This window comes from Micromonospora sp. CNZ295 (assembly GCF_004217535.1).
Genome location: NZ_SHKZ01000001.1, coordinates 195694 through 219111 on the forward strand (window position 1 = coordinate 195694; position 23418 = coordinate 219111).

Annotated in this window: 19 protein-coding genes; 7 read left to right on the forward strand and 12 right to left on the reverse strand. The window is 74.7% G+C overall.

The annotated features are described in order from the left end of the window. Positions 1-37: 37 nt before the first annotated feature. Positions 38-1342 (reverse strand): M16 family metallopeptidase, encoded by a 1305-nt coding sequence (locus EV376_RS00880; RefSeq protein WP_130320264.1) that lies wholly within the window; start codon positions 1340-1342, stop codon positions 38-40. 137 nt (positions 1343-1479) lie between these two features. Between EV376_RS00880 and EV376_RS00885 the strand changes: the two genes are divergently transcribed. Genes EV376_RS00885 through EV376_RS00900 form a run of 4 tightly spaced genes read left to right on the forward strand, consistent with a single transcriptional unit; the run spans position 1480 to position 4630 of the window. Further along, positions 1480-2541: an ABC transporter substrate-binding protein gene (locus EV376_RS00885; RefSeq protein ID WP_130320265.1), complete on the forward strand. Its 1062-nt coding sequence runs from the start codon at positions 1480-1482 to the stop codon at positions 2539-2541. After that, positions 2538-3317 carry an ABC transporter ATP-binding protein gene (locus EV376_RS00890; RefSeq protein WP_130320266.1) on the forward strand — a complete coding sequence of 260 codons (780 nt, stop codon included), beginning with the start codon at positions 2538-2540 and terminating at the stop codon, positions 3315-3317. The genes EV376_RS00885 and EV376_RS00890 overlap by 4 nt, the downstream gene beginning before the upstream one ends. After that, the gene (locus EV376_RS00895) at positions 3307-4191 is read left to right on the forward strand and encodes an ABC transporter permease subunit (RefSeq protein ID WP_130320267.1); all 885 of its coding nucleotides are present in this window, start codon (positions 3307-3309) and stop codon (positions 4189-4191) included. The genes EV376_RS00890 and EV376_RS00895 overlap by 11 nt, the downstream gene beginning before the upstream one ends. A gap of 1 nt (position 4192) precedes the next feature. Next, entirely contained in the window at positions 4193-4630 is a 438-nt protein-coding gene (locus EV376_RS00900) for an Rrf2 family transcriptional regulator (protein ID WP_130320268.1), read from the forward strand. A 76-nt stretch (positions 4631-4706) separates the two neighbouring features. On the opposite strand, the gene EV376_RS00905 is transcribed toward EV376_RS00900, so the two are convergent. From EV376_RS00905 to EV376_RS00935, 7 genes are all read right to left on the reverse strand, one after another. Then, entirely contained in the window at positions 4707-4895 is a 189-nt protein-coding gene (locus EV376_RS00905; RefSeq protein ID WP_130320269.1) for a hypothetical protein, read from the reverse strand. Between the two features lie 163 nt (positions 4896-5058). Then, on the reverse strand, positions 5059-6387 hold the full coding sequence (locus EV376_RS00910) for a DEAD/DEAH box helicase (protein WP_486482484.1): 1329 nt from the start codon (positions 6385-6387) through the stop codon (positions 5059-5061). A 215-nt stretch (positions 6388-6602) separates the two neighbouring features. Then, complete coding sequence (cspE, locus tag EV376_RS00915; RefSeq protein WP_130320270.1) at positions 6603-6806, reverse strand: transcription antiterminator/RNA stability regulator CspE; 204 nt, start codon at positions 6804-6806, stop codon at positions 6603-6605. Between the two features lie 201 nt (positions 6807-7007). After that, positions 7008-10421, reverse strand: a complete 3414-nt coding sequence (locus tag EV376_RS00920; RefSeq protein ID WP_130320271.1) for an ATP-dependent DNA helicase — start codon at positions 10419-10421, stop codon at positions 7008-7010. 85 nt (positions 10422-10506) lie between these two features. Then, positions 10507-14040, reverse strand: a complete 3534-nt coding sequence (locus EV376_RS00925) for an ATP-dependent DNA helicase (RefSeq protein ID WP_130320272.1) — start codon at positions 14038-14040, stop codon at positions 10507-10509. A gap of 114 nt (positions 14041-14154) precedes the next feature. Continuing rightward, entirely contained in the window at positions 14155-14706 is a 552-nt protein-coding gene (locus tag EV376_RS00930) for a TIGR00730 family Rossman fold protein (protein WP_130320273.1), read from the reverse strand. Positions 14707-14708: 2 nt separating this feature from the next. After that, positions 14709-15560, reverse strand: coding sequence for an LOG family protein (locus tag EV376_RS00935; protein WP_130320274.1), 852 nt, complete (start codon positions 15558-15560; stop codon positions 14709-14711). 155 nt (positions 15561-15715) lie between these two features. On the opposite strand from EV376_RS00935, the gene EV376_RS30025 reads away from it, so the two are divergent. After that, positions 15716-15886 carry a hypothetical protein gene (locus tag EV376_RS30025; RefSeq protein WP_165437931.1) on the forward strand — a complete coding sequence of 57 codons (171 nt, stop codon included), beginning with the start codon at positions 15716-15718 and terminating at the stop codon, positions 15884-15886. A 66-nt stretch (positions 15887-15952) separates the two neighbouring features. Here the strand turns inward: EV376_RS30025 and dapE are convergent, their stop codons facing one another. Further along, positions 15953-17026, reverse strand: a complete 1074-nt coding sequence (gene dapE / locus EV376_RS00940; protein ID WP_130320275.1) for a succinyl-diaminopimelate desuccinylase — start codon at positions 17024-17026, stop codon at positions 15953-15955. Between the two features lie 25 nt (positions 17027-17051). Between dapE and dapD the strand changes: the two genes are divergently transcribed. Further along, a complete protein-coding gene (gene dapD / locus EV376_RS00945; RefSeq protein WP_130320276.1) occupies positions 17052-18011 on the forward strand; it encodes a 2,3,4,5-tetrahydropyridine-2,6-dicarboxylate N-succinyltransferase in 960 nt (319 codons plus the stop codon). Positions 18012-18060: 49 nt separating this feature from the next. On the opposite strand, the gene EV376_RS00950 is transcribed toward dapD, so the two are convergent. Further along, the gene (locus tag EV376_RS00950) at positions 18061-21387 is read right to left on the reverse strand and encodes a S8 family serine peptidase (RefSeq protein ID WP_130328474.1); all 3327 of its coding nucleotides are present in this window, start codon (positions 21385-21387) and stop codon (positions 18061-18063) included. A gap of 173 nt (positions 21388-21560) precedes the next feature. Here EV376_RS00950 and EV376_RS00955 point away from each other — a divergent pair, with 173 nt between their 5' ends. Continuing rightward, a complete protein-coding gene (locus EV376_RS00955; protein ID WP_486482485.1) occupies positions 21561-22115 on the forward strand; it encodes a sugar O-acetyltransferase in 555 nt (184 codons plus the stop codon). 4 nt (positions 22116-22119) lie between these two features. Here the strand turns inward: EV376_RS00955 and EV376_RS00960 are convergent, their stop codons facing one another. Both EV376_RS00960 and EV376_RS00965 read right to left on the reverse strand, forming a co-directional pair. Next, entirely contained in the window at positions 22120-22767 is a 648-nt protein-coding gene (locus EV376_RS00960; RefSeq protein ID WP_130320277.1) for a nucleoside/nucleotide kinase family protein, read from the reverse strand. Then, positions 22767-23402: an SIMPL domain-containing protein gene (locus tag EV376_RS00965; protein WP_130320278.1), complete on the reverse strand. Its 636-nt coding sequence runs from the start codon at positions 23400-23402 to the stop codon at positions 22767-22769. Before EV376_RS00965 ends, EV376_RS00960 begins: the two co-directional genes overlap by 1 nt. Positions 23403-23418: the final 16 nt, after the last annotated feature.

The following is a 23418-nucleotide window of genomic DNA, read 5'->3' on the forward strand; positions in this document are numbered from 1 at the left end:
GACTGCGGGGCTCGCAAACCCGGCTCACTCCTCGCGCTCACCGGGCACCTCCGGCGATGACCTCGATGGACGCACGCCGCTCGGGCCGCAGCGTGGCAGCGGCCGCCCGGACCGCCTCCTCGGTGACCTCGCCGACCAGGCGGGGCAGGTCGTTGAGCAGGCCCGGCTCGCCGCGTTGCTGTTCGAGAACGGCCATCCGCAGCGCCCTGCCGAGCACCGCGTCGGTGTCCCGCAGCAGGTGGGTGGCCATCCGGGCCTGGGTGCGGGCCAGCTCGCCGTCGGTCAGCCCGTCGGTGGCCAGCCGGTCCAACTCCTCGTCGAGGGTGCGCAGCACCTTGTCCACGTCACCGCGGGGTGGCAGGTGCGCCTGGAGCAGCAGGGCCGTCGGGTCGCGGACGTCGAACGGGTCGCCCATGAAGCCCAGGTAGCCGCCGACGCTGGTGACCGTGCGGTCCCGCTGGACCAGCCGCTCGACCAGCCGGGAGGCGTCGCCGTCGGTGAGGACCTCGGCGAGCACCACGTACGGCAGGTAGCCGGCGAAGTCGCCGACCGGGTCGGGCACCCGCCAGGCCGAGGCCACCGCCGGCAGCGGGGCCAGCTTGTCGGTGTACGACCTGCGCCGCTCGGCGGTCAGGTCCGGCTCGACGAAGCTCGGCCGTTCCGGGGCCGGGCGGGCCGGCACGTCGCCGAAGTGCCGGCCGATCAGCTCGGTCGCGGCGGCGACGTCGATGTCCCCGCTGACCGCCAGCACCGCGTTGCCGCTGGCGTAGTAGCGCCGGAAGAAGTCGGCGGCGTCGTCGACCGTGGCCGACTCCAGGTCGTCGAAGGATCCGTAGCCGTCGTGCGCGTTGGGGAAGGTGTCGAACATGACCGGCGGCAGGGTCAGCCAGGGGAACCCGCCGTACGGACGGTTGAGCACGTTGACCCGGATTTCCTCCTTGACCACGTCGACCTGGTTGCGCAGGTTCTCCTCGGTCAGCCGGGGGCCACGCATCCGGTCCGCTTCGAGGAACAGCGCCCGCTCGAGGGCGTTGCTGGGCAGCGTCTCGAAGTAGTCGGTGTAGTCGAGGTGGGTCGACCCGTTGAAGGTGCCGCCGGCGCCCTGGACGTGCCGGAAGTGGGCCAGCTTCTCCAGGTTCTCCGAGCCCTGGAACATCAGGTGCTCGAACAGGTGGGCGAAGCCGGTGCGCCCCTCTGGTTCGGAGCGGATGCCGACGTCGTAGACGACCGCCACCCCGATCACCGGGGCGCTGCGGTCGGGGGTGAGCACCACCCGCAGGCCGTTGTCGAGCGTGAACCGCTCGACGGGATACCTCGTCGCTGGGATCTTCGCTCTCGGCACGTGATCGACCCTAACTCGTCCCCGCCCCCGGTACCGGCGACCTTCCCGTCCCGGGATGTGGATGCGTCTTGACGGCGGTCGGAACTAAGTCCACTCTCCCTATCAACCAAGTAGGAATACTCCGGATTGGATGGACGATGAGACGCTCCCCCATGCGCCGGCTGGTCGCCCTGGCCGCCGTCGCCGTCGTCGGCGCGGCGACCCTGGGCACGGCCGCCTGCGGCGACGACAGCGACAGCGCGGGGGGCGGGTCCGGCCCGGTCACCCTCCGGCTCGGCTACTTCCCCAACATCACCCACGCACCGGCCGTGGTCGGCGTCGAGAAGGGCATCTTCGCGGAGCAGCTGGGCGACGGCGTGAAGCTGGAGACCACCACCTTCAACGCCGGCCCGTCGGCGATCGAGGCGATCTTCTCCGGGGCGCTCGACGCCACGTACATCGGTCCCAACCCGACCGTGAACGCGCACTCGAAGTCCAAGGGTGAGGCGGTCCGGGTCGTCTCCGGCGCCGCCTCCGGCGGGGTCGCCCTCGTGGTCAAGCCCGAGATCACCTCGTGGGAGCAGCTGCGCGGCAAGAAGATCGCGACCCCGCAGCTCGGCAACACGCAGGACGTGGCGATCCGTTACTGGTTGCAGGAGAAGGGCCTCCGGACCACCAAGGAGGGCGGCGGCGACGTCACCATCGTCCCGCAGGAGAACGCCCAGACGATCGAGACGTTCGGCACCGGTGCGATCGACGGCGCGTGGGTACCCGAGCCCTTCGTCTCCCGACTGGTCAACGCCGGCGGCAAGGTGCTGGTCGATGAGCGCGACCTCTGGCCGGACGGGAAGTTCGTCATCACCAACCTGATCGTCAGCACGAAGTTCCTCAAGGCCCACCCCGACGTGGTGCAGAAGCTGGTCGAGGGCCAGGTCGCGGCGAACGAGTTCGTCAACAGCAAGCCGGACGACGCGCACCAGGCGGTCTCCGACCACATCGGCAAGATCACCGGTAAGCCGCTCGACCTGAAGCTGATCAAGCAGGCGTGGTCGACCCTGGAGTTCACCAACGACCCGATCGCCTCGTCGCTGAAGACCGGCCTCGACCACGCCGTCGCGGTCGAACTGACCCAGCCGGTCGACCTCACCGGTCTGTACGACCTGAGCTACCTCAACCAGGCGCTCAAGGCACAGGGCCAGCCCGAGGTCGCCCAGCCATGACGTCGACCACGACGGCGCCGCGCAGCGCGACCAGCCCGGTCGCGCTGCACGGCGTGACCAAGGTGTACGGGCGCGGCGCGAGCGCCGTCCTCGCCCTCGACGGCGTCTCGCTCGACGTCGCCCCCGGTGAGTTCGTCTGCCTGGTCGGCGCGTCCGGCTGCGGCAAGAGCACCCTGCTCAACCTGGTCGCCGGGCTGGACCGGCCCAGCGGCGGTCGGATCGACCTGCCCGACGGTGTCAACCCGGGACTGATGTTCCAGGAACCGGCGCTCTTCCCCTGGCTCACCGTCGAGGGCAACGTCGAGGTGCCGCTGAAGCTGCGCGGGCTGCCCCGGGCCGAGCGCCGGGAGCGGGTCGCCGACCTGCTGCGGACCGTCCATCTGGCCGACTTCGGTCGCAAGCGCCCGCACGAGCTGTCCGGTGGCATGCGGCAGCGGGTCGCGCTGGCCCGCACCCTGGCGTTGGACACGCCGGTGCTGCTGATGGACGAACCGTTCGGCGCGCTGGACGCGATGACCCGGGACATCCTGCACGACGAGCTGGAGCGGATCTGGACGCAACGACGCCTCACGGTGCTCTTCGTGACCCACAACGTCCGGGAGGCGGCCCGGCTCGCCGACCGGATCATCCTGCTGTCCAGCCGCCCGGGCCGGATCATCCACACCACCCCGGTCGACGTGCCCCGGCCCCGGCGCATCGACTCAGCGGAGGTCGCCGCGATCGCCGCCGACGTCACCGACCGGCTCCGTACGGAGGTGGGCCGCCATGGCCAGTGACACCCTCACCAGCGCGGCGCGTACCGACGCGGAGATCTCCGGGCTGGACGCGCTGGAGATCGCCGGCCGGGAGAAGGAGAGCTCCCGCCTCGCCCGGCTCTGGGCGGGCAGCTGGCCGAAGCTCGCCGCCCTCGCCCTGGCCCTGCTCATCTGGCAGGCGGTCGTCTGGACCGGCTGGAAGGACCCGTGGGCGCTGCCGCCCCCGGGGCCGGTCTTCGCCGACCTCGCCGCCTATGTGACCAGCGCGGCGCTCTGGGACGGTCTGGCCACCACCGCCCGGCGGGCGGCCGTCGGCTTCGCCGCCGCCCTCGCGATCGGGCTCGCGCTCGGCCTCGCGGTGGCCCGGGTCCGGATCCTCCGGGCCGCGTTCGGCTCGATGATCACCGCGTTGCAGACCATGCCGTCGATCGCCTGGTTCCCGCTGGCGATCCTGCTCTTCGGGCTCACCGAGCAGGCGATCTTCTTCGTGGTGGTGCTCGGCGCCGCGCCGTCCATCGCCAACGGGGTCATCCACGGCGTGGACTACGTGCCGCCGCTGCTGCTGCGCGCCGGCCGCAACCTCGGCGCCCGGGGCGTCCGCCTCTACCGGTACGTGATCGCACCCGCCGCCCTGCCCGCGATCGTGGCGGGACTCAAGCAGGGCTGGGCGTTCGCCTGGCGCAGCCTGATGGCCGGCGAACTGCTGGTGGTCATCGCCACCCGGACCTCGATCGGTGCCCAGCTCACGTACGCCCGCGAGCTCAGCGAGGCGGAGCGCCTGATCGCGGTGATGATCGTGATCCTGGTGATCGGCCTGCTGGTCGACGCGGCCTTCGGCGCGGCGGACAAGGCGATCCGGCGCCGCTGGGGCGTCCTCGACCCGGCCGGTCAATGACGTGTACGTCTCCGCGCGCAGCGACTACGCGCTCCGGGCCATGCTGGCCGTCGCCGAAGTGTCCGGCGGTGAACTGGTGAAGGCGGCGATGCTGGCCCGGAACCAGGAGATTCCGTTGAGCTTCCTCCAGGGCATCCTCGTCGACCTGCGCCGGGCCGGCCTGCTGCACAGCCAGCGCGGCACCGAGGGCGGGTACGCCCTGGCCCGGCCCGCGACGGAGATCACCGTCGGCGACGTGCTGCGCGCCGTCGGCGGCTCCCTCACCGCGGTGCGTGGCCTGCCCGCCGACCGGGCCGGGTACCGGGGGGTCGCCGTCGGGCTGCGGGACGTCTGGCTGGCCGTGCACGGGGCGATCGCCCTCGTCGTCGACCGGACCACCCTCGCCGACCTGCTCGGTGCCGGGCGGCAGCCGTCGGACGTACCGGTGCTGGGCGGCTGACCCACGGGTCGGCTCCGGCCGGACCATGCCCCAGGTCCGGCCGGAGCCGGTTTCCCGCGCGGCCGTCGGACGACCGTCAGCCCTCGGTCGTCGCGGGCCTGTCCTGCGGGCCGTGCAGCTCGACCAACCCGGCCGGCGCGGCGCCGTCCGGCACGGCGTGCCACGGCGAGAAGACGGCGACCAGGGCGAGCAGCACGCCCGCGACGGCCACCGCCACCACGAGCAGCAGTTCCCGCACCGCGCCCGAGTCGGTGTCCCCCGTCATGGCCGTCCCTCCCCCGCCGAGCGGTCGGCCCGGCGCTGTCCCCCCGTGGCACAGCGTCCACGCGCGAGGGGACGGACACAGTCGCCCATCGGACTCGCCAGGTGCTGATTGCCGACTCAGCGGTCAGCGGCAGGGGCGACCGGCGCGCGGGCCGGGCGACCGGTCAGCTGCTGCGGGGACGCCGAGCCCGGCGGGAGCGGCCCGAGGACCGGTGACCGACCCGGCCACCGGCGCCGCCGGCGCGGCCCGCCGGGCCGTCGACCCGGCCGTTCGCACCGCCCGCGGGCGCGGGAGCCGGCAGGGCGATCGTCACCGGTACGCCGGACGGCTCCCGGGCGCCGGTGACCCGGGTGAACTCGGGGTCGCCCGGGCGGGCCTGGGAGGACGCGGGACGGATCCCGGCCGTCGCCATCAAGCGGGACACGTCCTGCCGCTGCTCGGGCAGGACCAGGGTGACGACGGTTCCGGACTCCCCGGCGCGGGCGGTCCGGCCGCCCCGGTGCAGGTAGTCCTTCGCCTCGGTCGGCGGGTCCACGTTGACCACCAGATCCAGCCCGTCCACGTGAATGCCCCGGGCCGCCACGTCGGTGGCGACCAGGGCGGTCACCTGCCCGGTGCGGAACTGCTCCAGGATGCGGGTGCGCTGGGGCTGCGACTTGCCGCCGTGCAGCGCCGCCGCGCGTACGCCCTTGGCGAGCAGTTGGCGGGCCGCCCGGTCGGCGCGGTGCTTGGTGCCCATGAACAGGATGGTCCGGCCCTCGCGGGCCGCGATCCAGCTCAGGGCGGCCGGCTTGTCCGCCGCCTCCACGTGCAGCAGATGGTGGGTCATCGCGGTGACGGTGGCCGTGCCCGGATCCACCGAGTGGGTGACCGGTCGGGTGAGGAACCGGCGGACCAGCTTGTCCACACCGCCGTCGAGGGTGGCGGAGAAGAGCATCCGCTGGCCGTTCGGGGCGACCTGCTCCAGCAGCCGGGTGACCTGCGGCAGGAACCCCATGTCGGCCATCCGGTCGGCCTCGTCCAGCACGGTGACGTCGACCTGGTCGAGCCGGACGTCGCCCCGGTCGATCAGGTCGTGCAGGCGTCCCGGGGTCGCCACCACCAGCTCGGCGCCGGCCCGCAACTCGGCCGCTTGCCGATTCAGCGACAGGCCGCCGACCACGGTGGCGCAGCGCAGCCCGACCGCCCGGGCGTACGGGTCGAGGGCCGTGGTGACCTGCTGTGCCAGCTCACGGGTGGGCACCAGCACGAGGGCGAGCGGACGCCCCGGCCGGGCCCGCCGGCCGGCGGTGCGGGAGAGGACGGGAAGTCCGAACGCGAGGGTCTTGCCGGAGCCGGTGCGGCCCCGGCCGAGCACGTCCCGGCCGGCGAGCGAGTCCGGCAGCGTCGCGGCCTGGATCGGGAACGGCGCGGTGATGCCCTGGGCGGCCAGCTCGGCGAGCAGCGCCGGGGCCAGCCCGGTCTGGGCGAAGGACGGGGTGACGGTGGTCATGGTGAAGCCTTCCTCGACGCGGCACGTGTCGAGGAAGGGCGCCGGGCGGCGCTGTCGACCGGCGGAACCGTCCGCCGGGACTCACAAGCACGAACCGAAGGGGGTACGGGCCGGCCCGGCCCCGCGTCGCCGCCTGGTGGCCAGGTCGACGGCGGGGCGGGCCGGTCCCGTCACCGCGCCCGGAGGGTGCGGTGGTGGTACGCGATCCCGAGGGATCAGAGCGGGCGGATGTTCTCCGCCTGCGGGCCCTTCTGGCCCTGGGTCACCTCGAACTCGACCCGCTGGTTCTCGTCCAGGCTCCGGTAGCCGGAGCTCTGGATGGCCGAGAAGTGGGCGAAGACGTCCGAGCCGCCGTCGTCCGGGGTGATGAAGCCGAAGCCCTTGTCAGCGTTGAACCACTTGACGGTGCCGATAGCCATTTTTCGTCTCCTTGACGGAACGTCGGACCCGCGCCTGTCGCGGGCCCGAAGAGGAGCGTCCGCGCGGAAGTGCGCGGCCCGCCTGTCGCTTCTGGTCGCCCCGCCCGGAGAACTCCGGACACAACAAAGAGCGCCTGGGGCCACAATCCACCAGGCGCACACAGAGTCTCTGGGAACCATAACTGCAACGCGCTCAACGTATCACAGATGTGGCGGGCGGGCGTCCTTCTCCGGTTGTTCGGGGATGGCGGCGATCAGCGCGGTGAGGCCGGTCACGTCCAGCAGGTCCACCGGCCGGACCGTCACCCCGTCCCGCACGTAGTGGAACGCCGCACCGACCCGCTCGACCGGCACGCCGGCCAGCTCCGCCCACGCCAGCCGGTAGACGGCCAGCTGCACCGCCGCCGCCTCGGCGGCCGGCCCGGTCGGCTGCCGGCCGGTCTTCCAGTCGACCACGTCGAACCGGCCCCCGGGCCGGCTGAAGACGGCGTCCATCCGGCCACGGACCACCACACCGGCGACGACCGTCGCGAACGGCACCTCCACCTCGACCGGCGCCCGGTCGGCCCACTCGCTGGCCAGGAAGCGTTCCTGGAGCTCGGCCAGCGCCTCGTCCGGCGCGGCGTCGGCGTCCGCCGCCCCGGGCAGTTCGTCCACGTCGAGCAGCCGGTCGGCCCCGAACCGCTGCTCCAGCCAGGCGTGGAAGGCGGTGCCCCGCCGGGCGTACGGGTTCGGTTCGGTGGGCAGCGGGCGGCGCAGCGACCGGGCCAGTGCCGCCGGATCCCGGCGCAGCGCCACGAGCTGGGTCACCGAGAGCTGCCCGGGCAGCACGACCTCGACCGGCCCGGCCTGCCGGGTCAGCTCGGCCCGTTCGGCGAGGAGCAGGTCGGCCTCCCGCCGCCACCGCGCCACCTCCGGGTCGTCGGCGACCGGATCGGTGGTCCCCGCCGGCTCGCCGGTCGCCCCGGCGCCCCCCGGCGGGCGGGCGCCGTCGGCGAGGTGCCGGCGGACCAGCGCCGCGGCCTCGGCGAGCGCCGGCCGGCGGGCGCCCAGTGGGTCGGCGGGCCATTCCGCCCGGAGCACCATTTCGGTGGTCGGGTTCACCGCGTCCGGCGCCGGTTCCGGGGCCCACTCGTCGACCACGTGCCCGTCGCCCGCGTCGACGCAGGCGTCGTGCACCTCGCGCAGCAGCACCGACGGGCCGCGCGGGCGCTTGGTCCCCTCGCCCCACCAGTGCCCCGAGCAGAGCAGGAGCCGGCGGGGCCGGGTCACCGCGACGTACGCGAGGCGGCGCTCCTCCCGCTCGTCGTGCGCCCGCCAGGCGTCGGTGAAGTCCTCCAGCGCCCGGGCCACCCCGCGCTGGTCCTCCGCCTCCGCCAGGGCCAGCGCGGGCAGCCCGTCGGCGTCACCGCGGAGCGGGAACGGCAGCACGCCCAGCCCGCCCAGCCAGTGGTCGGAGTTGCGCACCGGCCCCGGCCACACCCCGCGGCTGAGCCCGGCGACCGCCACCACGTCCCACTCCAGGCCCTTGGCCGCGTGGGCGGTGAGGATCTGCACAGCGCCCTCGACGACCTCCACCTCGCCGGGGGTGAGCCCGCGCTCCTCGTCCTCAGCCGCGGCGAGATAGGCGAGGAACGCCGACAGGGTGGCCCCCGGCGTCTCCCCGCTGAACCGGGCCGCGACGTCACCGAGCGCGTCCAGGTGCCCGCGGGCCAGGCCGGCGTCGCCGGCGCCGTCCCGGCCGGCCCGCACCGCCACCTCCACGTCGAGGCCGATCGTCCGCTCGACGTCCGCGATCAGGTCCGGCAGCGACTGGTCCAGCCGGTACCGCAGCAGGCCCAGCTCGCGGGCGTACGCGCGCAGCCGGGCGTAGCCCTCGGCCGAGTACGCCTGCGCCGGGCCGAGGTCGGCGAGTGCCTCCACCAGCGTCGCCTCGTCCAGGGCGTCCGGGACGATCTCCGGTTCGTCGCCGGACGCGAGCTGCCGGCGGGCGGACGCGATGGCCCGCGCCCGGCGGTGCAGGGCGACCAGGTCCCGCGGGCCGATGCGCCACCGGGCACCGGTCAGCAGGCGCAGCAGCGCCGCGCCGTCGGTCGGGTCGGCCAGCACCCGCAGGGTGCACACGACATCGCGGACCTCCGGCGTGTCCAGCAGGCCGCCCAGTCCCACCACGTCGACCGGCAGTCCGCGCGCCCGCAGCGCCGACTCGATCGCCGGGATCTGGCTGCGCAGCCGCACCAGCACCGCGGTGGTGGGGCGCGCCGTGACCGGGATGTGCTCGGGCAGCACGCCGGGCATCCCCGCCGCGCCCTGCCAGGCCCGCAGGACGCTGTCGGCGATCCAGTCCGCCTCGTCCGCGTACGTCGACAGCAGCGCGCAGTGGACGGTGCCGGCGGCGGCGCCGCGGGGGCTGCGGTGCGGGATCGGCTCCTTGACGCTCAACGCGGCGTGCAGCTCCGGCACCCGGGCGCCGGCGGCCCGCAGCGGCGTGGCGAGGGCGTTCGCCACGCCCAGGATCTCCGGGCGGTTGCGCCAGCTGGTGGTGAGGCCGCGGACCCGCGCCGGCGTGCCGTCGGCGCGGGCGAACTCGGCGGGGAACCGGTCGAGGGTGCCCGCGCTCGCGCCGCGCCAACCGTAGATCGACTGGCAGGGGTCGCCGACCGCGGTCACCGGGTGCCCGCCGCCGAAGAGCGCGTTGAGCAGCACCACCTGGGCGTGGCTGGTGTCCTGGTACTCGTCGAGCAGCACCACCCGGTAGCGGTCCCGCTCGATCTCGCCGACCGCCGGGTGGTCCCGGGCGACCCGGGCGGCCCGGGCCAGCTGGTCGGCGAAGTCCATCGCCTCGAAGTCCTCCTTGCGCCGGGCGTACGCCCGCACCAGCGGGAGCAGCTTCAACCGCGTCTGCTGGAGGGCCAGGGCCTTGCGCACGTCGGCGTAGACCCGGCCGGGCGTGGACTGCACCTCGGCGAAGAACCGCCCCGTCCAGGCGGCCAGGCCGTCCGGGTCGACCAGGTGCTCGTCCAGCTCGCCGGCCAGCGCCAGCACCGCGTCGGTGATCGTACTGGGCATCCGGTCCACGTCGGACATGTCGCCGTCGTAGTTGCGCACGATCAGGTCGACGAGTTGCCAGCGGGACGCCTCGGTGAGCAGCCGGGTGGAGGGCTCGTAGCCGGCCCGCAGCCCGTGCTCGGTCACGATCCGCCCGGCGTACGAGTGGTAGGTGGAGACGGTCGGCTCCCCGGCCAGCGGGTCGTCGAGCGGATCCCGCCCCCGCCGCCCGAGCCGGCGGACGAGCTGGTCCAGCCGAGTCCGTACGCGGTGCGCCAGCTCCCCGGCGGCCTTGCGGGTGAAGGTCAGGCCGAGCACCTGCTCGGGCCGGACGTACGAGTTGGCCACCAGCCAGACCACCCGGGCGGCCATCGTCTCGGTCTTGCCGGAACCGGCACCCGCGACCACCAGCAGCGGCTCCACCGGCGCGGCGATGATCGCCGCCTGCTCGCGGGTGGGTGCCGGCAGCCGCAGCAGCTTCGCCAGCTCGATCGGCGTGTACCGCGGGCCGGCATCGGCCGTCCGGGGGGCCGGCGTCGCGGCGCTGAACAGGGTCGGCTGGGTCACGGCAGCGGCTCTGTTCGCGACTGCGGGGCTCGCCCGCTCACTCCTCGCACGGCACGGGTGGTCCTGGTTCGCGGGGTTCGCACGCTCACTCCTCGCGGGTCTCCGGCCGGGACCTGGTCGGCGGTTCGACGACCTGGCGCCCCTGCCCGGACACCGGGCAGCTCGTGCGCACCGGGCAGACCCGGCACTTGGAGTTGGCGACCGCGGCGAAGGTGGCGGCGGCCATCGTATCGGCGGTGCGCCGGACCAGCGCCGTCGCCCAGCCGGCCTCCGGGCCCTCGCCGGCCGGCGGCTGGGCCTGCTCCTTCGCGTCCTTCGCGCCGGTGCCGAGCTGCACCAGCGCCGCGCCACCGGGCTCCTCCCCGAACTCGGCGAACGCCCCGGCCTCGACCGCCGCCTGGTACGCGCCCAGCTGCGGGTGCTCCGCCAGATCCGCCGCGGTGACCGCGGTGGACTTGCCGGTCTTCAGGTCGACCACCACGAGCCGGCCGTCCGCGTCCACCTCCAGCCGGTCCACCCGGCCGACCAGGTCGACCGGCCGCTGCGGGTCGTCCAGCCGGACGGCGAACTCGTGCTCGATCGCGAGCAGCCGGCGCGGGTTGGCGGCGAGCCAGCGCAGCAGCTTGTCCACCATGGCCTCGGCCCGGGCGCGCTCCGGCCCGGCCATCCAGCGGGCCGCCAGCTCGATCGCGTCGAACCTTGCCGCGACGTAGTCCAGCAGGGCGCCCCGGTCCGCGCTGGCGTCCTCGGCCAGCATCGCGGCGGCGTGCACCAGGTTGCCCACGCCCTGGGCGGTGCCGGCCGGCGCGCTTCCACCGTGGCGTTCCAGCAGCCAGCGCAGGCTGCACCGCAGGGCGCTCTCCATCGCCGACGGGGTGACCCGGACCGGCTCCCCCTCGTCGACCAGCGGCCGGTCGTCCGAGAGCGGTCGCAGCCCCCACCAGTCGTCCGGGTGCGCGCCGGCCACCCCGGCGGCGGCCAGGCGGGCCAGCTCGGCCGCCGCCGCGTGCCGCCGGGCCGCGGGCGCGGCCGGGTCGGTGACCGCGGTACGCAGTTCGGCCACCAGGGACGCCAGGGTGAGCGCCCGGGGCGGCCGGCTGAGCGGCAGCGTGATCACCCGGTCGGACCCCGGGTCGCCGTCCCCCGCCGGCCCGTCGCCGTCCTCCCCCCGCCCCGGAGGCTCGTCGACGGGCAGCGCCCGGGCGGCGCCGTCACCGGCTCGCCGGGCTGCCGCGTCATCGCCGTCCGGCGCGTCCCGAGCCGGAGACGGGCCGGCGGGCCCGGGGCCGGCGGGCGGGGACGGAGCACCATCCGGGCCGGCGGGCCCGGGGCCGGCGCCACCGCCCGGCGGGTCCGTCGGGCCCAGCTCGTAGAGGAAGCGGCTCGGCTGCTCCTCGTGGTCGTCCCCGCCGACCGCGGCGCTGGCGACCGCGCTGACCAGCAGCCGACGGCGGGCCCGGGTCACCGCGACGTGGAAGAGCCGCCGTTCCTCGTCGAGCAGCGCGGAGGTCTGGCCGACCACCGTGGCGAGGCGGCCGGCGCCGGCCGAGCGGCCGGCCAGCACGTCGACGAGGCGCTCGGACCCGAGGAGGCTGCCGCGCAGCCGCAGGTCCGGCCAGACGCCCTCCTGCACGCCGGCGACCGCGACCAGGTCCCATTCGAGGCCCTTCGCCGCGTGCGCGGTGAGCAGCCGCACCGCGTCGCCCCGGTCGGCGGTCGGCGCGAGCGTGTCGGCCGGCAGGTCCTGCCCGAGCACGTGGTCGAGGAAGACCTCGGTGCGGGCGCCGGGCAGCCGGTCGGTGAAGCGGGCGGCGGCGTCGAACAGCACCATCACCGCGTCCAGGTCCCGGTCGGCCGCCTCCGCGCGGCGGCGCCGGGCGACATCCCCCTCGCCGGTCGCCGCCGGGGTCCGGGCCAGCGCCGCCGACCACAGCTCGGCGAGGCCGCTGGCCCGCCAGACGGCCCAGAGCACCTCCTCGGCGGTCGCGCCCGGCCGCCCGGCCGTCTCGCGGGCGACGGCCAGCAGGCCGGCCACCGTCTGCGCCGGCTCCGCCCACCGCCGGTCGATGCCGGCCAGGTCGGTCGGGTCGCGCAGCGCCTCGACGATCAGCTCGCCGGACGGGCGGCGATCGCCGGCGGCCAGCGCCATGACCCGCAACCCCTGGCGCAGCCGCCGCTCGGCCAGCGGGTCGGCGCCGCCGAGCGGCGAGTGCAGCAGGGCGACCGCCGCCTCCTCGTCGAGCCGCTCCGGCTCCAGCGCGCAGCGCAGCAGGAGCAGCAGCGGAGCGACCGCCGGCTGCAGGTGCAGCGGCAGGTCCTCGCCGTGGACCACGGTCGGCACCCCGGCGGCGTGCAGGGCGCGGCGCAGGGACGGGAGCTGTCGCGCGGTGGACCGCACCAGCACGGCCATCTCCGACCAGGGCACACCGTCGAGCAGGTGCGCCTCCCGCAGCGCGTGCGCCAGCCAGGCCGCCTCGCTGGTGGCGGTGCGGAACGTGCGGACCTCGACCGCGCCGGGCGCCGCGCCGGGCAACGGTCGCAGCCGCCGGTGCGCCGCCGGGCCGCGCAGCCGGCGGGCCAGCCGGGCGTCGGCGGCCAGCAGCCGGGGGCCGGCCCGGTACGACGTGGTCAGCAGGACCTGGGCGGCGGGCGCCCCGGAGGCGGTGCGGAACCGGTGCGGGAACGCCACCACGCCGCCCGGGTCGGCGCCCCGGAAGGCGTACGTGGACGAGTCGGGGTCGGCGAAGACGACCAGGGTCCGGCCGCCGCCGGCCACGGTGGCCAGCAGGTCCTGCTGGGCGGGGTCGGTGTCGGCGTACTCGTCGACGTACACGTACGCCAGCCGGCGCCGCTCCGCCGCCAGCAGCTCCGGGTCGTCGAGCAGCATGCCGGTGGCGGCCCGGACCAGCTCCGCCGGGTCGTACGCGATCGAGCCGCGGTTGCTGACGTCGCGCAGCGCGAGCACCGCCACGTACTCCCGGAGGAACCGCGCGGCGGCCGGCCAGTCGGCGCGGCCGAGCTTCTCACCCAGCCGGGCCAGCTCCACCGGGCCGACGCCGCGCTCGCCGGCGCGCATCAGCAGGTCCCGCAGTTGGGCCGCGAAGGCCCGGGTGCGCAGCGCCGGGCGTAGGTCCTCCGGCCAGCCGACCGGATCGTCGCCCGGCTCCTCGCCGACGAGGTCGAGCAGCTCGCGGATGATCAGATCCTGCTCGGGGCCGGTGAGCAGCCGGGGTGACGGTTCGCCGCGCTCGGCGGCGGCGCGCCGGAGCAGCCCGAACGCGTACGCCGGGAAGGTGCGCACGAGCGGCTCCCGCAGCACGCGGTGACCGTCGCCGGCGATCCGGGCCTCGATCCGCTGCCGCAGGGCGGTGGCCTGCCGGCGGCTGAACGTGAGCACCAGGACGTGCTCCGGATCCACCCCCTCGGCCACCCGGGCGGCGACCGCCTCGACCAGGGTGGCGGTCTTGCCGGTGCCGGGCCCGCCGAGCACGAGCATCGGGCCGTCGGTGTGCCCGACCACCTCCGCCTGCCGCGGATCGTCGACCCGCTCCCTCACCCACCCACCGGCCCGTCGGTCGGCGGCATCGGCGGGCCGGCGCACCAGCCGGTACGCCTGCATCCTCACATCCCACCAGACCCGACCGACACATCCGCACCAACCCACCCACCCAACCCGCGTCGATCGTGAGGTTGACGGCGCGACACGCCGGGGCCGACGCCGACAACTTCATGATCAGCCCGGGTGGAGGCTCGCCTCGAGGACGTCGAGGGCGGCGGGGACGGCGTCCACCACCGTGAGCAGCGCCAGGCCGGCCGGCTTCAGGAAGGTCTGGCCGGCGAGGCCGCCGAGCCAGTCGAGCAGGGGGCGGTAGAAGCCGTCCGTGTCCACGATGACCATCGGCTTGCTGTGCAGGGTCAGCGTGGCGGTGGTCCAGACCTCGAACAGCTCGTCCAGCGTGCCGAGGCCGCCCGGCAGGGTGAGGAACGCGTCCGACTTGTCGATCATGAGCGTCTTGCGGTCCGCCATCGACTCGGTGACCAGCAGTTCGTCGGCGGCGAGGTCGGCGACCTCCAGGTCGACCAGGGACTGCGGGATCACGCCGAGCGTGCGCCCACCGGCGGCCCGCGCACCGTCGGCCAGCGCCCCCATCATCCCGACGCTGCCGCCGCCGCTGACCAGCGTGTGGCCACGCCGGGCGATCGCCGCGCCGGTCTCGGCTGCCAGGTCCAGCCAGCGCTGGTCGAGCGTACGGGAGGAGGCGCAGAACACGCAGATCGCCGCCACGGTCAGTCCCGGCCCCCCTCGTCGGCGGCGGCCTGCTGATCGGCCGCGGCCCGGGCGACCGCCTCCTCGCGGACCGACTCCTGCTCGGCGGAGAGCACCGCCTCGGCCTCGACGATGTGCCGTACGGCCGCGTTGATGTCGTCGGTGACGCAGATCAGCTCCAGGTCGACCGCCCCGATCTTGCCGTCGGCCGCCATCGTGTCGCGCAGCCAGTCGAGCAGCCCGCGCCAGTAGTCGAGGCCCATCAGCACCACCGGGAAGCGGGTCACCTTGCCGGTCTGCACCAGGGTGAGCGCCTCGAACAGCTCGTCCATCGTGCCGAAGCCGCCGGGGAGCACCACGAAGGCCTGGGCGTACTTGACGAACATGGTCTTGCGGGCGAAGAAGTAGCGGAAGTCGATGGCCAGGTCGACCCAGTCGTTCAGACCCTGCTCGAAGGGGAGCTCGATGCCGAGGCCGACGGAGAGCCCGCCCGCCTCGCTGGCGCCCCGGTTGGCCGCCTCCATCACGCCCGGGCCGCCGCCGGTGATGACCGCGTAGCCGGCCCGGGCCAGCGCGGCGCCCAGCGCCTCGGCCATCCGGCACTCGGGGCTGTCCGGACGGCTCCGCGCCGACCCGAAGACGCTGACCGCCGGCGGCAGGTCGGACAGGGTGTCGAAGCCCTCGACGAACTCGGAGAGGATCCGCAGTGCCCGCCAGGCGTCCCGGGTCTTCCAGTCACTGCGCTGGCGGGAGTCCAGCAGCCGCTGGTCGGCGGTGCTGTTGGTGACCGCCCCGCGGCGCAGCGTGACCGGGCCGCGGTGCCGCTCCCGCCACGGCTCGCGCTCCCCCGGCCGCCCGTTGCTCTCGCTCATGGGAGCAACCGTAGTGGAGACGCACCCGGGTGCGGCGCAGGGCGAGCGGCCCGGGAAATTCCTCGCCGCGGCGGGCAACTATTTCGCTCGCCCGTACGTCTTACTATTCACATACCGGGTATGCCCCGGCGCGCGCCTTCGGGGGAGGAGCCAGCGTGATCAGCAACAGCGAGAAGATGCGGATCCGCCGCCAGATGCAGCGGCGGATCCGGGACGTGGTGGCCGAGCGCCGCCGCGCCCGCCTGATGGAGCCGTCCACCACGGACGTGACCGGCGACCCGGCGGAGCCCACCGCCGGCGATTCGGCGCTGACCCGGACGGCCTGACCCGCGCGTTCCCCGCCGGCCGGGAGGGTCGGGGGCCGACCTCCCGACCGGCGGGAGCGCACCGGATCAGGCCGCGGAGAGCCACCGGTGCAGCACGGCCGCGCCGTCGCGGATCTTGCTGATCTCGACGTGCTCGTCCGGGTGGTGGGCGAGGTTGGGGTCGCCGGGGCCGAAGTTCAGCGCCGGGATGCCCAGCGCCGCGAACCGGGCCACGTCCGTCCAGCCCAGCTTGCCGATGGGCGCCGCACCCACCGCCGCCAGGAACTCCTTCGCCGGCGCCGCCTCCAGGCCCGGCGCCGCGCCGGCCGCCGAGTCGGTGACCGTCACCTCGAAGCCGTCGAACACCTCGCGCACGTGCGCCTCGGCCTGCTCCGGCGTACGGTCCGGCGCGAAGCGGTAGTTGACCTCGACCTCGCACCGGTCCGGCACCACGTTGCCGGCCACCCCGCCGCGGATCCGGACCGCGTTCATGCCCTCGCGGTAGTCGCAGCCGTCGATGGTCACCCGGCGGGCCTCGTACGCCTGGAGGCGGCGCAGCACCTCACCGGCGGCGTGGATCGCGTTGACCCCGTGCCAGGAGCGCGCCGAGTGGGCGCGGACACCGGTGGTGGCGACCGTCGCCCGCAGCGTGCCCTGGCAGCCCGCCTCGACGATGCCGTACGTGGGCTCCAGCAGCAGCGCGAAGTCGGCCCGGAGCCACTCCGGGTGCGCCTCGGAGACCAGGAAGAGGCCGTTGTACTTCGACTCGATCTCCTCCGCCTCGTAGAAGAAGTACGTCACGTCGTACCGCGGCTCGGGCAGGGTCACCGCGAGGTGCAGCGCGTACGCCACCCCGCTCTTCATGTCGGAGGTGCCGCAGCCGTACATGAGGTCACCGCGCACGGTGGACGGGAAGTTGTTGTTGAGCGGGACCGTGTCGAGGTGCCCGGCGAGCACCACCCGCTGCGCCCGGCCCAGGTCCGTGCGGGCCATCACCGTGTTGCCGTGCCGGTAGGTGCTCAGGTGCGGCACCTCGCGCAGCACCTCCTCGACGCAGTCGGCGATCGCCTTCTCGTCCAGGGAGACCGACTCGATGTCGACCAGGGCGCGGGTCAGCGCCACCGGATCGGCGAGGACCTCGGGGGTCAGCGGGTTTTCCATAATCCGCACGGTACCGTGGACAGACGTGACGACCGCGCAGTCTGCCTGGGGCATCGGCCTGGCCACCGTGACCACTGACGATCAGGTGCTCGACACCTGGTACCCGACCGGCAAGCTGGGCCTCGGCGAGCTGCCGCTGGTCCCCGGCGAGGACGAGGCGGACGTCCTCGACCTGCCGCCGGGAGCGGTCGGCGACCGGGCGCTGCCGGGTCTGCGTACCGTCCAGGTGGTCACGGTGATCGGCTCGCTGGAGGACCCGATCAAGGACGCCGCGGACGCGTACCTGCGGTTGCACCTGCTCTCCCACCGCCTGGTCCGGCCCAACGAGCTCAACCTGGACGGCGTCTTCGGCAAGCTGGCCAACGTCGCCTGGACCTCGGCCGGGCCCTGCCCCCCGGAGCGGGTCGACGAGCTGCGCGTCATCGAGCGGGCCGCCGGCCGGCACCTCGCGGTGTACGGGGTGGACAAGTTCCCCCGGATGACCGACTACGTTGTCCCGTCCGGAGTACGGATCGCGGACGCGGACCGGGTCCGGCTCGGCGCCCACCTCGCCTCCGGCACGACCGTGATGCACGAGGGCTTCGTCAACTTCAACGGCGGCACGCTCGGCGCCTCGATGGTCGAGGGGCGGATCGTGCAGGGCGTGGTGGTCGGCGACGGCTCCGACATCGGCGGCGGCGCCTCGATCATGGGCACCCTCTCCGGCGGCGGCACCGAGAAGGTCCGCATCGGCGAGCGGAGCCTGATCGGCGCCAACGCGGGCGTGGGGATCTCGCTCGGCGACGACTGTGTGGTGGAGGCGGGCTGCTACGTCACCGCCGCCTCCAAGATCACCCTGCCGGACGGCCGGGTGGTGAAGGCCCGCGAGCTGTCCGGCGTCGACGGCCTGCTGTTCTGGCGCAACTCGGTGACCGGCGCGCTCGAGGCGAGGCCGCGGACCGGCCGCGGCATCGAGCTGAACGCCGCGCTGCACGCCAACGACTGACCGGCCGCCCGGCGGGCCCGCGGGACGATCGCGGACCCGCCGGGACGGCTCACTTCAGGCGGTACGCCTGGCTGATGCGTGTGGTCACCGTGTTGCCGTCGGTGTCCCGGGCGCTTGCCCGCAGGGACACGTACCCGGCGGCGTCGGGGTGCCGGACCAGGGCGACCCAGCCGCTCCCGGCACGGAGCACTGTCGCCTTCCGCCACGTCTTCCCGCCGTCGTACGAGGCGTCGACGGTCAGCTTCGCGACGGTCGCGGTGCCCGCACCGGGCTGGCGCCGCACCTCGACCGGGATCGGCAGCAACTTGCCGGCCCGGGCGCTGTTGTCGGCGGTCAGCGGCGGGGCGAACCGGATCGACGACAGCGGCAGCCGGACGAAGTCCTCGCCGGGCATGTGCCTGGACCGGAAGGTCCAGGTGGACTCAACCTCGGTGCTCAGGTCGGTGAAGCTCCGGGTCGCCTCGACGGTGAGCCGGTAGTCCGCCGCGGCCGGCGGCACCGGGAACTCGCCGTAGCCGGCGTACCCGGACTCGCCGACCAGCTTCCCGTTGCGCCAGAGCCGGGTCCGCTCGGTGTCCGCCAGCGAGTAGCCGGGGTGACCGGCGGCGTCGCTGAAGACCGGCAGGCCGACGTAGAGGGTGTCACCCGAACGGGTGACGCTCTGCTCCGGCCAGCGTGGCCTCGGGAAGGACGGCCCGTACGGGGCCCGGTTCCAGTCCTCGTGAACGGTCCGGCCGGCCCGGTACGCGGTCGGGACGGAGAAGAGCGCGGCCTTCGGCAGCAGCCAACCCTCCGGGTCGAGCACCCCGAAGTCGATCTCGGACTCCCAGCGCACGCCCTTGGTGTTGTAGTGCTCCACCCGTTCGCCCGGCACGGCGGTGGGCAGGATGATCGCCGAGCCGCCGGTGTTGTACTCCAGTTCGGGCAGGACGAAGCGCTCCGCCAGCATTCCCTCGTAGCCGCCCCGGAACCGGTGCACCACGGTGGCGAGGTCGCCGGCCTGGTAGTGCCGGACGAAGCCGGTGGGCATCCGGCCGGGGATCGCCTCGCTGAGCGCGTACAGGTACGGGCTGGACGCCGCGTCCAGGTCGGCCCACTGGCTGCTTACGGTGGCCACGAACTTCTCGGCGGAGACGCGGCCGCCGGTGACCGGACCGGCGGCGAGGCCGTCGAAGGTGTCGGCCCAGACTCCGAAGCCGAAGATTCCGCCGTCGTCGGTGTAGAAGACCGCGCCGACGTCGATCAGCACCGGAGCCGCCCCCCGCCTGGGAATGGTGGTGAGCACCGGCTTGGCGGTCCGCGCGTCCACGGTGAGCGCGCCGTCGCGGTCGACCACGAGTTCCGGCTCGGCCAGCATGGTCAACGCTCCCGGTTCGCCGTCCGGCCCCGGCTCGTAGATCAGCGAGTTCAGCCCGTACCGGCCCTTCGGCAGCCGCACCTCGGCGGTGCCGCCCGAGCCGAAGGCGTCCCGGACGACGTACGCGTCCAGCCCGACGAAGGTGCTCGACCAGTGCTCGGGCGTCGTCCCGGCCCGGCCGAGGTGGGTCAGGGTGATGTCGTAGCTCTCCACCTCGCGGTTGACGGCCAGCGGGGTGACCGCCACCGTGTCGCCGGAGCGGGCCACCACCCGGCCGGTCCAGTAGCCGTCGGCGTCGCCCAGCCGGGTGTCCACGGTGACGGTGGTCTCCACGCGCCCGCCGGACGGGACGGTGACCCGGTCGGCACCGAGGCTGAGCATGCCGCCGGGCGCCGGTCGGCCGCCGGGACCGGTCGCCTCGACCGCGAGGTCGAGGGTGACCGGGTCGGATCCCGAGTTGTGCCAGGCGACGGTACGGGTGACCGGCGCGTCGTCGTCGTGCGGCCAGAGGGTCCGGCCGAAGGAGATGCTGACCGGGTCACTGGTCACGGCCTGCCCGATCGCCCGGGTCAGGTCGACCCGCCCGGCCCCCTGCTGGTACGCGGTCTGCTCCGGGTGTGGCCGAGCGGACGCCATCAGGGTCGACTTGAGCTGCCCGGCGGCCCAGTCGGGGTGCTGCTGGGCGAGCAGCGCCGCCGCGCCGGCCACGTGCGGAGTGGCCATCGAGGTGCCGGAGGCGGTGACGTACCGGTCCCCCACCGGGTCGCCGATCAGGCCGTGTGCGGACCGGGCGGCGACGATGTCCACCCCGGGGGCGGTGATGTCGGGCTTCAGCGCGTCGTCACCGACCCGGGGACCGCGGCTGCTGAAGTCGGCGAGGTCGTCGTTCCGGTCGACCGCGCCGACGGCCAGCGCGGCGTCCGCGCTGGCCGGGGAGCCCACCGAGCCGTCCATGGCGTCGTTGCCGGCGGCGATCACGAAGAGCGCTCCGGTCTGCGCGGTCAGCGTGCCGACCGCTTCCTCCAGTGGGTCGACCTCGGGGCTGTCCCAACCGCCGAGGCTCATGTTGATCACATCGGCCCGCTTGTCGACGGCAGCCCACTGCATGCCGGCCAGGATCGCCGACTCCGTGCAGCCAAAGTCCTCGCAGACCTTGCCGTCGAGCAGCGTCGCGTCGGGCGCGACCCCCTTGTACCGGCCGCCCGACGCGGCGCCGTTGCCGGCGATGGTCGAGGCGACGTGGGTGCCGTGCCCGATGGTGTCCCGGGCGTCGGGCGTCTCGGTGAAGTTGCGCGCCTCGCCCACCCTGCCGGCCAGGTCGGGGTGGGTGGCGTCGACCCCGGTGTCCAGCACCGCCACGGTCACGCCCTCGCCGGTGAGGCCGGCCGACCAGGCGGTCGGGGCACCGATCTGGCCGACGCTGTGGTCGAGGGTGACGGTGCGACGGCCGTCGAGCCACAGTCGCTCGACGCCCCCCGCCGCGCCGAGCCGGGCACCGGCGCCACCGGCCCCGAGTGCGGACCACACCGCACCCGCGTCGGACTTGCCGGCCGTCAGGGCGGCGCCGTTGATCGCGGGCAGGTCGCGGGTCAAGCGCGTGCCGGCGGGTGCGGCGGTGGCGCGCCGGGCCGGGGAGTCCGCGTACGACACGAGCAGTGGCAGGCTGTCGCGGCGGGCGTCGTCGTAGCCGGCGGCGATCAGCCCGGTGACGTCGAAGAGCCGGCGGTCGACCCGGCCGGCCTGGATCAGCGGGACCGCGTCCTGCGGCACGACGGACAGGTGACCACGCTCCCGGCGCACCTGGAAACGCAGGTCCTCCCGGTCCGGGCCGGGGCGCACCGCGGCCTTGCCGGCGGCGGTCACGGTCACCCGGTCCCCGGTGATCAGGGTGAGCGTGTGCGATCTGCCGGCAGCCGGCGTGGTGGCCGTGATGGCCGTGGTGGCCGTGGTGGCCGGTGCGGCGCCGGCCGGGGGCGCGGCGGAGGCGGCGGCCGGCGTGGTCACCGCCAGCGCGAGCACGAGGCCGATGACGACCGTTTTTCTTCTTCTGTGCAACGGATCCTCCTCGTTGAGCGTTTATCTACGGGAGTCGCATTGACGGTCATCAGAATTACATACCGGGTATGCAATGTATAGTCCGGAAGATGACGTTCCGCCGACATTTGCGAGCGGGTGTCCGGCATGATCAGCCGGTGACGTCCATGAAGGAACGCATGCTCGCCGGCGAGCTTTACCTCGCCGACGACCCGGAGATCGAAGCCGACCGGAACCGCGCCGCCGCCCGGATGGAACGGTTCAACGCCGCCCCCAACGCCGGGCCGGAGCGGGAGGTGGCGCTGCGGGAGCTGCTCGGCGACGTCGGGGAGGGCGCGTACGTCCGGCCGCCGCTCCACGTCGACTACGGGTCGCGGATCACCATCGGGCCGCGCAGCTTCGTCAACTACAACGCGGTCTTCCTCGACGTCGCCCCGATCACGATCGGCGCCGACGTCCAGGTCGGGCCGAACGTGCAGCTGCTCACCCCCACCCACCCCGTCGAGCCGGACCCGCGCCGCGACAAGTGGGAGGCGGCCCGGCCGATCGTCATCGGCGACAACGTGTGGCTGGGCGGCGGGGCGATCGTGCTGGCCGGCGTCACCGTCGGCGCGAACACGGTGGTCGGCGCCGGCGCGGTGGTCACGAAGGACCTACCGCCGAACGTCGTCGCGCTCGGCAACCCCGCCCGGGTGGTCCGCCAGCTCGCGTGACGCGCTAGGCGGGCGGCGGCTCGGCGAGGCGGACCACCAGGTCGGCCCGGGACGCCGTGCCGGCGACCAGGCCGGCGTTCACCTCGTCCGTGCCCTGCGCCCAGGCCCGGGCCTCCTCGGGCGAGCGCCCGTACGCCTCGTGCCGGGCGGTGAGCCGGCGCAGCCGCAGCTCCGCGTCCAGGTCCAGGAACCACGCCTCGTGCAGCAGCGCCCGGATCTCCTCCCACGGGAACTGCGACACCAGCAGGTAGTTGCCCTCGGTGACCACCAGCCGCACCTCCGGCGGCACCTCGATCGCGCCGGCCACCGGCTCCTCCAGGTCGCGGCGGAACTCCGGCGCGTACACCGAGGTGGGTTCCAGGCGCTTCAGCCGGCGCAGCAGCGAGACGTACCCGTTGGCGTCGAAGGTGTCCGCGGCGCCCTTGCGCGCCGCCCGACCCAGCCGGACCAGCTCGGCCTGCGCCAGGTGGAAGCCGTCCATCGGCACCAGCCGGGCGGCCGGGCCGACCGCGGCGACGACCTGCTCGGCCAGCGTCGACTTGCCCGCGCCGGGAGCGCCGGCGATGCCCAGCAGCTGGCGCGGGCCGGCCTCGGCGAGCGCGCGGGCGCGCGCCACCAGCTCGTCGACGGGTACGACCCGGGCCGTCGCCATCAGTCGAGGACCGGCTCGCTGATCGTGAACCGCGCGTGCACCGCCGCCTGCACGGTCTGCTGCCGCGGCTCCAGCTCCAGCTCGGGTGCCCCGCCGGCCTCGGCCGCGTACGCCATCCGGGCCAGCATCGGCCGGTCGGTGTCGGCGTCGGCCAGCTCGACCAGCGCGGTGATCCGGGCGCCGAGCGCCTCCGCGTACTCGCGGGCACGCTGCAGCGCGTCGGCGATCGCGGCGTGCCGGGCCTCGCGGTGCACCGGGCTGTCCGGGCGCAGCGACCACCACGGCCCCGACACCTCGACCTGGTCCTGGTCGGCGAGGCGGAGCATCAGCTCGCCCAGCGGGTCGAAGTCGCCGACCGTGACGGTGGTGCTCACGCTGCCGTGATACGCGACGATCCGTTCCCCGGAGCGCCGGGTCTCCGGCCGGACGCGCAGCTCGCCGGTCTCCCGCCGCACGATCATCGGGCCGTACCCGTCGAGGAGCACCCGGACGGCGGCGGCCCGCTCGGCCAACCGGCTCAGCGTGGTCTCCCGGTCCCGGTCGCGGGCCGTCGCGGTCACCGCGAACTGGGCCAGCTCGGGCGGGACCTCCCGGTACGCCTCGCCGCGCACCGCCACGACCGGCCCGTCCACCATGCCCTCACCCTAACCG

Excerpts from the sequence above, each read along its gene's own strand:
- EV376_RS00885 (WP_130320265.1), top strand. The coding sequence starts at position 1,480 with ATGAGACGCTCCCCCATGCGCCGGCTGGTCGCCCTGGCCGCCGTCGCC.
- EV376_RS00890 (WP_130320266.1), top strand. The coding sequence starts at position 2,538 with ATGACGTCGACCACGACGGCGCCGCGCAGCGCGACCAGCCCGGTCGCG.
- EV376_RS00895 (WP_130320267.1), top strand. The coding sequence starts at position 3,307 with ATGGCCAGTGACACCCTCACCAGCGCGGCGCGTACCGACGCGGAGATC.
- EV376_RS00905 (WP_130320269.1), bottom strand. The coding sequence starts at position 4,895 with ATGACGGGGGACACCGACTCGGGCGCGGTGCGGGAACTGCTGCTCGTG.
- EV376_RS00910 (WP_486482484.1), bottom strand. The coding sequence starts at position 6,387 with ATGACCACCGTCACCCCGTCCTTCGCCCAGACCGGGCTGGCCCCGGCG.
- cspE (WP_130320270.1), bottom strand. The coding sequence starts at position 6,806 with ATGGCTATCGGCACCGTCAAGTGGTTCAACGCTGACAAGGGCTTCGGC.
- EV376_RS00925 (WP_130320272.1), bottom strand. The coding sequence starts at position 14,040 with ATGCAGGCGTACCGGCTGGTGCGCCGGCCCGCCGATGCCGCCGACCGA.
- EV376_RS00935 (WP_130320274.1), bottom strand. The coding sequence starts at position 15,560 with ATGAGCGAGAGCAACGGGCGGCCGGGGGAGCGCGAGCCGTGGCGGGAG.
- dapE (WP_130320275.1), bottom strand. The coding sequence starts at position 17,026 with ATGGAAAACCCGCTGACCCCCGAGGTCCTCGCCGATCCGGTGGCGCTG.
- EV376_RS00960 (WP_130320277.1), bottom strand. The coding sequence starts at position 22,767 with ATGGCGACGGCCCGGGTCGTACCCGTCGACGAGCTGGTGGCGCGCGCC.
- EV376_RS00965 (WP_130320278.1), bottom strand. The coding sequence starts at position 23,402 with ATGGTGGACGGGCCGGTCGTGGCGGTGCGCGGCGAGGCGTACCGGGAG.